This window comes from Gammaproteobacteria bacterium (assembly GCA_003696665.1).
In the GTDB taxonomy this organism is placed as follows: domain Bacteria; phylum Pseudomonadota; class Gammaproteobacteria; order Enterobacterales.
Genome location: RFGJ01000384.1, coordinates 1 through 10,847, shown reverse-complemented (window position 1 = coordinate 10,847; position 10,847 = coordinate 1). Strand labels below are relative to the sequence as shown.

The 10,847-nt window shown below is 53.5% G+C and carries 8 protein-coding genes; 2 read left to right on the top strand and 6 right to left on the bottom strand.

From position 1 onward, the window contains the following. The first annotated feature begins 9 nt into the window (after positions 1-9). Together D6694_09900 and D6694_09895 are read left to right on the top strand one after the other, a co-directional pair. The gene (locus tag D6694_09900; GenBank protein ID RMH40630.1) at positions 10-1,437 is read left to right on the top strand and encodes a hypothetical protein; all 1,428 of its coding nucleotides are present in this window, start codon (positions 10-12) and stop codon (positions 1,435-1,437) included. 94 nt (positions 1,438-1,531) lie between these two features. Then, entirely contained in the window at positions 1,532-2,281 is a 750-nt protein-coding gene (locus D6694_09895) for an asparagine synthase (protein RMH40629.1), read from the top strand. 35 nt (positions 2,282-2,316) lie between these two features. Here the strand turns inward: D6694_09895 and D6694_09890 are convergent, their stop codons facing one another. The 6 genes from D6694_09890 to D6694_09865 all read right to left on the bottom strand — a co-directional run. Continuing rightward, on the bottom strand, positions 2,317-3,519 hold the full coding sequence (locus D6694_09890; protein ID RMH40628.1) for a glycosyltransferase family 1 protein: 1,203 nt from the start codon (positions 3,517-3,519) through the stop codon (positions 2,317-2,319). Next, positions 3,509-4,840 (bottom strand): hypothetical protein, encoded by a 1,332-nt coding sequence (locus D6694_09885; GenBank protein ID RMH40627.1) that lies wholly within the window; start codon positions 4,838-4,840, stop codon positions 3,509-3,511. The genes D6694_09890 and D6694_09885 overlap by 11 nt, the downstream gene beginning before the upstream one ends. Positions 4,841-4,884: 44 nt before the next feature. Beyond that, on the bottom strand, positions 4,885-6,291 hold the full coding sequence (locus D6694_09880; protein ID RMH40626.1) for a hypothetical protein: 1,407 nt from the start codon (positions 6,289-6,291) through the stop codon (positions 4,885-4,887). Then, on the bottom strand, positions 6,194-7,753 hold the full coding sequence (locus D6694_09875) for a hypothetical protein (GenBank protein ID RMH40625.1): 1,560 nt from the start codon (positions 7,751-7,753) through the stop codon (positions 6,194-6,196). The genes D6694_09880 and D6694_09875 overlap by 98 nt, the downstream gene beginning before the upstream one ends. Before the next feature lie 29 nt (positions 7,754-7,782). Beyond that, positions 7,783-9,006 (bottom strand): glycosyltransferase family 1 protein, encoded by a 1,224-nt coding sequence (locus D6694_09870; protein ID RMH40624.1) that lies wholly within the window; start codon positions 9,004-9,006, stop codon positions 7,783-7,785. Beyond that, positions 9,003-10,847, bottom strand: a 1,845-nt coding sequence (locus D6694_09865; GenBank protein RMH40623.1) for a glycosyltransferase, incomplete at its 5' end; no start/stop codon positions are given. The genes D6694_09865 and D6694_09870, both read right to left, overlap by 4 nt.

The following is a 10,847-nucleotide window of genomic DNA, read 5'->3' as shown; positions in this document are numbered from 1 at the left end:
CAGGTTCTCGTGATTGTGGCGCTACTGATGCTTGCTTCCATTGGCCTGGCATCAGCACAAAATCCAGCCTACAATACGCCGTTCACGACGTCCATCACGTATCAAAATATCTCATCTTCAGACGCAAACATCACCTTCACCTTCTATCCCGAGGGAGGTGGGCAGTCCGTCACCATCTCCAAGTCGCTTCCTGCCGGCGCAGGCTCGTCGCTATTTATCGGCAACTTGACTGAGTTGCCGAGCAATTTCAGTGGTTCGGCTGTAATGGCTTCCGACCAGCCGGTGGTGGCTACATTGGTGCAGATTCCCCAAAATTCGACAACAGTAAAGAATCGCCCCTTATCTAACGGTTTTTCTTCAGCCTCATCGCAGGTTTTGGTGGCAACTGTACTGAAGAACAAGTTTAATACGACGACGAAATTCTCCGTCCAGAATGCATCCGGAGGCGCCATTGACCTCAAGGTTCAGTTCTTCAACGCGGACGATCCCAATGCAGCGCCCATTGAACTCACGGCCAGCAATATTCCTGTAGGCAGCGCCAAGATGTATGATCTCGGGCAGATGAGCGAAATCCCCGACCCATTTAATGGCTCGGCTGTTGTGACGGCGACCGCCGCTGGCACTCAGAATCCAGCAGAGATCGTTGCCTCTGCGCTTGAGCTGTCCACGAATGGCGCCGCAGCGCGCGCTTTTGAGGGCGTGAATGGAGGCGCCAGGACAGTGTATATGCCGTCGGCTCTTTGCAATGCCTTTGGCGCCACATCGGTATACGCGGTGCAGAACGCTGGAACAGCCCCGACTTCGGTGACTGTGGCCTACAGCAGCGGTCAAAGCGATACCCGTACGATTGACCCAGGCAAGAAAGAATCCTTCAATGCTTGCAAAAAGAAGGATGGCAGCGCTCTGAACAGTGCTGGATTCAGCGGTTCGGCAACCATCACCAGTACGGCGGCCGACATTGTTGTCATTGGTAAAGTTGGTGGCGGTGGCCGCTCAACTGCCTTCCTGGGTGAGACTTCCGGTTCAAGCAAATTGGCCCTGCCCTATGTCCGTTGGACGAGCAAAGAGAACTACGACGCCGGTAAGCGGCAGCGTGGATTCATCGCCGTCCAGAACATTGGCACCTCTACAGTCAGTGGCGTGGTTGTACAGTATCTCAACAAGAATGGCGAAGTGGTCGGCACTCACACATTGCCGGATATCCCAGCAGGCGAGAAGCAAAACAGCAATGCTTCCAAGGCCACGCTTGCTTCAGGGCATCAGCAGATTGAGCTGGACGAATTTGGCAACCCTGAGTCCAATCCAGGCGGCGGCTTCGGTGGCGCTGTGATCGTTCAAGGTCCGAGTGGCAGCCAATTGATCGCCACGGTACGTATCTCTACCGGATTCAACGGCGGCACCGTGGCCGAAGATTACAACGGAATCGCCGTCCAGTAGATAGAAGCCTAACTGCGTTGCTGTGGTTTATCTCTACGAACAGGGGCCCTGGCTGAGCCAGGGCCCCTGAATTTCTTGGTTTCGGCATGGTTTCATGAAAAACGCATTTCCTCGTCTCCTATTCAAAGCCGCCGGATATCTTCGCCTCGGGCGGTTGTTCTTATCGTCCCCGGGAGACGCCGCTGTTCTGCGCGGCGTGCGCAAAGAGGCATTGACCTATCTAGATCTGCCAGCCTTGTTAGACCTGTACACAACGGTCAAGGAGATAGAACAGAAAGGCGTAGAAGGGGCGATCTTGGAGTGTGGATGCGCCCTTGGCGGCTCCGCCCTCGTCATAGCAGCCGCCAAGGCGAGGACGAGAACGTTTCGCGTCTACGATGCCTTTGGGATGATCCCACCGCCATCAGAAAGGGATGGCCGTGATGCCCAGGATCGCTATGAACTGATTCGCGCTGGGTTGTCTCCAGGGCTCAAGGGGCGGACGTACTATGGGTACCAAGAGAATTTATATGAAACCGTTGTGGACACATTTCGACGCTATGGATTTGATCTGGCCGGAGAACGAATCGAATTGATCAAGGGACTCTACCAGGATGTCTTGTCTGTCAATGAGCCCGTTGCTCTGCTTCATCTCGATAGTGACTGGTACGACTCTGTCATGGTCTGTCTGACCAGGGTTGTTCCCCACCTCGCACCTGGTGGACGAATTATTGTGGATGACTACGACGAGTGGAGTGGCTGCCGACGGGCAATCCATGACTTCTTCTCAGATCATCCCGAAAAGGATCGGTTTCGGTTCGAAATGCATGCTCGACTTCACATTTTGTATTCAAAAATGAGTTGACGTGACATTCCCGGAATGTTCCGCCGAATGTCTCCCTATTTCCCCTGCAAGACCCGAGCATACAACGCCTCATACTGTTGGGCCACATTCTGAATCGAAAAACGTTCGCGGACTCCAGCCAGCGCGCAGGAAGCCAGCTTGGCTGCTTTCTCGGGATAGCGCAGGGTTTCTACAATGTAGTGAGCCAGGGACGTCGGATCGCCAGGTTGAGCCAGATACCCTGTCACCCCGTGCTGAACCAGTTCACTGCTCCCGGATACAGCGGTGGCCACGACAGGAATCCCCGCCGCCATGGCTTCGAGAATGACAGTCGGAAGCCCTTCCCAAAGAGACGAGGAGACGAACACGTCAAACGCAGGGTAGACCGCCTCAATCTGGCTCATGGCGCCTGTAAACACAGTGCGTCTGTCGATTCCGAGATGCTGTGCATAGATATGCAGGGACGTCTGTAGCTCACCTGCCCCGACAAGCACCAAATAGGCATTGGGGTAGTCTTTTTGCACCGACGAAAAGGCCTGAAGCAGAACATCATATCCCTTCTGAGCTGTCAGACGTCCCACTGTACCGATTACAACTGCGTCAGAGGGCGTTTGAAGGCGTCGGCGCGCCGTAGTTTTGTCCCCCGGAGAGCGGGAAAAACGCCGAAAGTCCAAGGCATTGTAGATGCACTCCGCCTTCTTTTTGCGTAGACGCGCCATAGGTCGCCGGTTCAGGTTGTCCGTAACCTGCTGTGCGACGCCGACTTCGGCATCAAAGACAAATGGAAAGAGTCCATTGGTCAAGAACAGCCGACGAAAGGGCCGCTTAGGCCATTCCCGTTCGTTGTGAACTGTCCGAACCAGGGCGCGAGCCTGCACTTTGTGACGCAAGAGCAAAGCAGCCACATCTCCAAACTGGCTGTGGCTGTGAATAATGCCGATGCGACGTCCATCGAGTTCGTCTGCAAGACGGCGAAGGGAGTGCACGAACGCAAGATAGGGGGATCGATCGCGCCAGGGGGCGCCTATCAGGGTTGGCATCCCTTCATCGAGGAGTCGGCGCTGCCATTCGCTATCGTACCTAGTCCCCCAATCCCAGAGCCCTAGAAGCACAGGCTGGAACCGTTTCCGTTGATACAGCTGGCGCGCCAATTCGATGCCGAATCGCTCAATGCCACCAAGCGGGCTCTCGACGGCGAAACCGGCGATGATCTGAAGCACCGAATTCCGTTCATCAATCTGTGTTGTGTCAATGTCCATATCTGGTAATGGAGTTCACACCTCGGAGTTGATGGAAATCTCGCGCAATGCGGGCGCCGATCGCAGTAATTTGGGCCTGAATCACCTTGATCTGTTCATGCAAATGAGAGCGCACCCGCGTTCTTTCGGCCCAGAGCCGATCCAATTTCCTGATGAGTTGCAACTCGGTCACATCATCGATGTCGATGACGTATTTATCGAGGCCAAGGGATTCATAGATTCCCCACGTCTTCGACTGATAGGCAATGGCAAGAGCAGGCGTCCCCGCGGTCATTGCAAAAATACAAGAATGGAGTCGCGTCCCCAGGAAGATGTCCATGCAGCCATAGAGAGATTGAAGAGTCCAAGGCTCGCCGATGTCAGTGACGAGAAACACGCGGTCCTGAATATCTGATAGCTGCTTGCTGATTCGGGCTACAACCTTGCGGTCGTCTTCCGCGTTTGATGGGCCGTGGACTTGGGCAAAAAACACGGCCGCGCCGTCATAATGCGTGATAAACCAACGCACAGCCCCCGCGATCGCTGCCTCGTATTCCGGTTGTCTTCCAAAACGGCTGTTCTGGAGCCCCCAATCCATCGCTGTTACGCCGAGTAAAGGCTGGTTTAATGAGATTCCTCGTTCGGCAAGCAGGCGCTCCGCCGCTTGATGAGGAATCCCCTGGAGGGCAAAGGCCATATCGGGTGTGACTTGTTCGTTCTGCACCCGAAGCCCAAGGCTCCGCAAAAGACGGGCGCTGCGAGGATCCCGCAAAAACAGCAGCCGGTATCCGCGGAAGAACCGGGCGACTAGCCACCGATCCCTCCGCCTCCACAAAGGGCCAACGGTCTGAGGCATGGAATAGGTTGGTTTCCCCATCATCAAGGCGTACCCCAAACTCCACAACGTGAACAGAAAGGGCAGCCCTAGTTTTCCGCTACTGTAAAAGTAGTTGCCTGGACAACTGACAATCAAATCAGCCTCGGCGTAGGCGTCCAATAGTTGCTGACATTCCTGACTGATAAGTCTGAAACGTCCAGTTCCCCATCGCGTAGCGAGGGCGTAAACAGCGGACGCCAAGAAAAGAAAAGGAAGTTTGAGAAGCATGGCTTTACGCCAGACAGAGCGTCCCTCTACTACCGTCTTGAACCACCATGTAAACGATCCAATGGCTCGTTCACGTCCTGAAAAACTCGCCGGTTCGTTCATTGCGAGGGTAATGACAGCACCAGGGAAGCGAGCGTAAAGTTGATCAAGGGTTGCCGCAAGCAACGCAGCGTCTCCGGCATTGCGTGAAGAATGGACATGAATGACCAGAATTTTCACCGGCGCTATCTTCTTCATCGATTCTCCCACGGGATTCGTCTCACTTTTCCAACAGCCCGATATTAGGGTGCATTGTCACCACTCGTGAATGTCTGGAGACGCATGAATGCATACCAAATGGATGCATAGCCGAGCAACAAAATCAACTCTGAAGCGCAATAGATAATCGCGACGCCGGGCAGGCCGAATACGTCAATGAAAAGCAAGTTGGCAGTTACATTGAACAGCGCGGCAACTGCTTGTGCCGTGACTCGACGGCCCTGCAGTCCAATAGCGACAATGATCGCAGCAACGGAAAAGTTCAATGTCCGCAGTGCAATTACACCACTCAGGATGCGTAGCAGCGCGCTCGAAGCAGCGAATTGCTCACCATACAGGAAGAGCACCAAAGGATCGGCGATGAAAAAGAGCACCAAAGCGAGAAAAATGCCGAGTAGAGCGCTCCAGATGAAGAGATTTCGGGCGATGACGGGGAGCTTTGTCGGCGTGACGCGATAGGTGCGACTTGTCCAGGGCAACATCACGCCATAAATCGCGCCTGGGATGAGAGATAGGGCCATCACAAGTGTGACAGCGGGCGCATAGAATCCGGCAGAGGCAGGTCCAAGACGCATCCCGGCAATCGTGATATCAGCACGCCCGTAAACTAGGGCTAGAACCATGGACAATGCATAAGGAACCGTGGCACGGAGGGTTCTTCCAACCTCTTGAGGCACGAACATAAAGCCTATTCGTCGCCAGACAACGACAAGAGCCATAGCTGCTCCACCAGCTGAGACAAGGTCGCGTGCGATCATATATAGGTAGACATCTGTCACATGTGATGCATACAAGGCTCCGAATAAGAACAGCTGGCTGGCTTGAAACGCGAGCATGAGGATGAATGTCATCCGGTTGTCAAGCGTCACTTTGAAAGCGGTCCAGCCTGTGTATGTCAACTCCTCAAAAAAGATCGCGATGGCGCCAACCAGGAGCAACCGGGGCGGAAACCAATGGTTTCCCCACATGCCATCGAATACAGCCAACAAGATAAGCCATATCAGACCAAGACCCGTTTGGATGACTAGGGAAGTGGTCAAGCGCTGCGGGAGAGCGTTCTTCTCTCCATCTGCTGAAGCGCCCTGTTGCAGAAGCCAACCATCTAACCCTAGGGAAAAAAACACTGAGGCAATACGAGCCACTGCAAAGACAGATGCATAGGAACCGTACTGCTCAGGTCCTACGGCCCGCGTCACCAATACGGTAGCGATGACGGATAAGAAACGGGCGCTTGCTGTGCCAGAAAAAAGGGCGCCTATGTTGAACAGGATGAGGCGTAGAGGCGCACCATCAGCGAACGTTCGCTTCATGAGTCCACGCACAGCGGATAATTCAATCCAGGTAGCCAAGAGAACGGAGGCGAGCCGCAAGCAAAGGGTCCAACTGCATGGAGTCGGCATCCTGCGGTACAGAGAGGGCGCCTTGGACATGCAACTCGTGCTCCCAGGCACGTAGAATCCCGCTCAATTCTGCTACCACCTCAGGGTGCACAGCCGCAAGATTGTTCTCCTCAAATGGATCGTCCCGCCAGGCGTAGAGTTCGGCAACATCCTGCTCCGATCGGATCAACTTGTAGTTGTCAGAGCGGACGGCTGTTAATCCTCTTTCAAACCGTTGTAACTGTTCAGGGGAAATATTATATTTTTGAAGGATCGATGGGCGCGGTGGACGAGGTCGTCCGTATACAGCAAAAGTGTGAGCTCGCCCCGTTGGGGCCAGCAAAGTCTTGCTATAAGGATGGGGGGGCTCAATGCCGGCCATGTCCAATACAGTCTGAAACACGTCCAACGTCTGAACCTGGTGTAACACACGCGTTCCATTGGGCAGGACGGATGGCCAAGAGACCACCAATGGCACACGAATCAGGGTGTCATACAGGCAGTACTGGTGATTCAAAAGACCGTGTTCGCCGAGATTCTCACCATGGTCAGCTACGACAATGACACATGTGTTTTCACGATGGCCGTTTTCATCAAGCCATTTGAGGATTTGTCCCAAATAGTAGTCTTGATAGGCGACCTCAGCTAGGTAGAGATCTTGCCAGGCGCGCAGGTCCTCTTCCGTGAGATGTGCAACGCCTGCGTTATGTTGCCAAAAAATACGTCGTTGATCGGAATGCAGAAGCCTCAATGCACGTTGCCGATCCCTCGCAAACCGTTCGAGCCATTGCAAGGGAGGCTTGTACTCCAGGTGGGCCTCCAGGAAATGCACCAAGGCAAACCAAGGACGACCATCATCTAGGGTGTCCACCCATTTCCTGAGGGGAGCAAGCGTACGAGACGCCCCATAGTCCACCTTCTGAACGCGACGATAGAACAGATAGTTCAACGCGTTGATTGCTGGATTGCCTCTGAGCAAACGTTGCAACGCAGCCTGATATAGGCTCTTGTCAGGCGCATCTTCCGTCACATTCACCATCGTAATGTCGTCATCAACTTGGACCAACTGCCAGAGCTTGTGGAGTTTCTGGAATCCTCGGATCAGGCCAAAGGCCGGGCTGAGCCAGCTATTGTTTGTTACAGCGAAGGTGGCATAACCGTGGTCGGATAGAAGTGCCGGCAACGTAGGAATGTGCGTGTCCAGGCGACGCGTTTGATAGATGTCCGTCTGATTGGGAAACAAACCGGTGAGCATAGACATCATAGCCGGAAGAGTCCACGGCGCAGGTGAAATTGCCTGTTCAAATAGGACCCCTTCTTCGGCCAAACGATCGAGATGAGGCGTCGTCTCTTGGGCGGCCCCATAGCACGAGCATGCATCGGCACGCGTTGCATCGAGGACGATTATCAAGAAGTTTGGTTGCTCTGTACGCCGGCGAGGATGCTCTCCCATTTTTGTTATAATCCTTGTACTTGTACTCAGCCCTACACTTTGCAGACGCAGGGACCACATTTCTTGCCAATCATGCCTGATTGTGCAGATCAGCGATTGTCTGCACGGAATTTGTGATAAAAGCCCATCAGTTGCTCCGCTAGCAACTCAGCATTATACCTTTCCGACAGCCGTTTTGCCGCATCACCCATCGTGCGGATACGCGACTCTTGGGTGTAAGCCATTAGAAGACCGTCGGCAAGGGAAGCAACATCGTCTGGCGTTGTCAAAATTCCTGCCTGCCCATTGTCCAACATCTCTCTGCGGTCACCGATATCGCCGGTTACAACAGGTATACCCGCTGCCAAGCTCTCAACAATTTTGAGCGGCCAGCGGGCCTTTTCGGTAGCGCTCTTTCGCGTAGGGTCTACAGAGAACATGGCTGCTTGCAAAAGAAGAGGCACGCGATCTGGTGGGACGCGCCCCAAAAACCGACATTGGGAATCAACCCCCAATTGTTCAGCAAGATGACGAGCGCGTTCTAAATCGGCCCCTCCTCCCGCCAACACGAGCACGACATCACTTTGAACAGGCGCCACGCGCGCGAAAGCTTCCAGGAGCAGATCAATGGGATGATTGTTAAATGAAATTGTTCCGACATAGAGTGCTACTCGCCTTCCTCTGATTCCCAGCCTGCTTTCAAGGGCCAAGACATCTTCATGTGACCGCCTCTGAAACCGCTCCGGATCAAAGCCTGAGGGCAAACGCATGATACGGTCTGGTCGAAGACCTAGATAGATGAGACGTTCCTTGAGAAAGGACGAGTGTGTCGTCACCCCATGTACATGCCGAGGAACACGATCTTCGCAAAATTGAATAACCCGGCGTTCCAACGGATGCCCAAAACGATTGATGCCAGCTTCATAATCATCATAATCTAGCAACAGTGTGCGCCCAGATGACGTATGAGCCGCGATGAAAGCCGCTATAGAGTTCTGTGGATGTGGCTTGCCGATATGGATGATATCAGGCTGAATGGCAAGCAAGGCTCGCGTGAGCGCCAACAGCCCCTGTGCAGCGATCCAGGCCAGCTTAGGGGGGGGAAAATACAGTGTATCATCTCCCACTTTTCGGACGTGCATCTGCCCCACGTGATGAATGTGGACATTCTCCTGCATCTGATAGGGATGCGTAACTGAGGTCCAATTGTGGTGTAGAGCGACGATGTGCACCTGACATCCGAGGCGTGCAAGATATTTGGCCAGAGGATAGCATCGGCCGATTCCGTATGGGCTATCAAGGCTTGCTGTTGTCACAAATGCGACTTTTATCATCTCTTTGTCTGGCCTGCATGTTCTTTCACGAGTCTATCAATCTGCGTCTTGAACTGAGCGCCGATATGATAAACCGTAAAATTCGCCTGAAAATGCTTCCAGCCTTCTTCCCCGAGCCTCGCCAAACGTTCAGGGTCCTCACACAATATCCGTAAGGAATCGGCCAGGGCGGCAGGGTCATTTCGTGGGCACAACCACACGTGTTGACCATGGACAAAAAGACGTCGTACGGCTGGTCCATCCCCAGTGACAACCGGCTTCGCCATCGCCAGACATTCGTAGATTTTGTTTTGGACTGTCATCAGAGATTGGGGCGTAACGCCAAAGGCCCCCAGACAAATGTGCGCACGGGCAATGTATTCCCGCAGTGATTCAGGCGTCAACCAGTCAATAAATGTTACGTTCTCTAAGTCATATCGTCTGGCTATTTCCTCGGCAAGCCCTTTCTCGGGGCCATCACCCACGAACTCAAAATGCATGTTTGGTTCGTCCGTCAAGAGGCGCGCCGCTTCAATCATGGTCAACACGCCGTGATTGGGGATAAATGTGCCGTAATAAAGAATACGCATCTTGTCATTTGGACATGGATTGGACTTTGCCGTCCGTTGGAATATTCGATCATCAGCCCCTGTTGGGATTTTAGCGAATTTTGTCGCCGCAACCCCATACGTATCTTCAAACCAGTGTGCATATTCATCGGTGTCTATAATTAAACCATCAGGAAGACGACATGCAAACCACTCCAGCATCCGTAGCAGCCACACACCGAGTCGACTGACACGATCCAATTTCCGTTCCACCGCGATGAGATAAACAGACATAAAAATATCCCACATCAACGGTTTGCGCCGTAGTAGAGTCAGAAAGCGCGCCAAATAGACGTCAAGTTGGCCTGGATAACCCACGACCACAACATCATGTTCGGGCATTCGCATGTAATGCCGGATGAGCTGCCAATATACGCGGAAGATTCTAAGCCAAAATCGGGGCGTACGCCATCCACCTCGAACAGTTTGAATACGATCCTCGATGCCTTTCCAGAGAGGCTCATGACACTCCATAACCTGGACATCGTTTTGCCGCAACCCCTCAATCATAATTCGATTACGAGAATATTGATTACGATATGTGCCGAAGTAACATACTCTCATTGAACAGGACTTCCTCCCAACAACTCTATTGATGAACCAAGGAGTAGAGATCACCGATCTCCCCAGTTTCTTGCTGAACTGATGATCGGAGGGTATACTGGTCAAATCCTTATCGTTGACAATACCCGAGAATTGGGTCAAGGACAAAATTCGACCATGATGGTGCGGAACGTGTTCAACAAATGGCGGGGCGAGCGGGCCCGGCGCAACTGGATCATCGTTGTTTCGGGACTGCCCCGTTCGGGTACGTCTCTGATGATGCAAATGTTGGAGGCAGGCGGGCTCCCGCCTCTCGCTGATTTCCAGCGCCAGGCGGACAGCGACAATCCCAAAGGCTACTACGAGTTCGAACGCGTCAAAAAGTTGCCTGATGGCGATACAGCGTGGCTTCCAGAGGCGCAAGGCAAAGCAGTCAAAATCATTACTGCTTTGTTGACACACTTGCCGGCTGGCTACACCTATCGCGTGCTGTTGATGCGCCGTCGCATGGAAGAGATCCTGGCCTCCCAACGGCGGATGTTGGTGCACCGGCAGGAAACGCCCCAGATCGACGACGCACATCTGGCAGACCTCTACCGGCGGCATCTGGTTCAGGTGGAGCAGTGGATGCGCACCCAGCCCCACATCGCATATTTGCCCGTAGACTACAACGCCCTTGTTGCAGCGCCCGAGGAACTTCTTCCCTCCATT

What these genes read in the sequence shown, in the direction of transcription:
- D6694_09880 (RMH40626.1), bottom strand. Translation starts at nt 6,291, where the DNA reads ATGTCCAAGGCGCCCTCTCTGTACCGCAGGATGCCGACTCCATGCAGT.
- D6694_09870 (RMH40624.1), bottom strand. Translation starts at nt 9,006, where the DNA reads ATGATAAAAGTCGCATTTGTGACAACAGCAAGCCTTGATAGCCCATAC.
- D6694_09885 (RMH40627.1), bottom strand. Translation starts at nt 4,840, where the DNA reads ATGAAGAAGATAGCGCCGGTGAAAATTCTGGTCATTCATGTCCATTCT.
- D6694_09875 (RMH40625.1), bottom strand. Translation starts at nt 7,753, where the DNA reads ATGTGGTCCCTGCGTCTGCAAAGTGTAGGGCTGAGTACAAGTACAAGG.
- D6694_09895 (RMH40629.1), top strand. Translation starts at nt 1,532, where the DNA reads ATGAAAAACGCATTTCCTCGTCTCCTATTCAAAGCCGCCGGATATCTT.
- D6694_09890 (RMH40628.1), bottom strand. Translation starts at nt 3,519, where the DNA reads ATGGACATTGACACAACACAGATTGATGAACGGAATTCGGTGCTTCAG.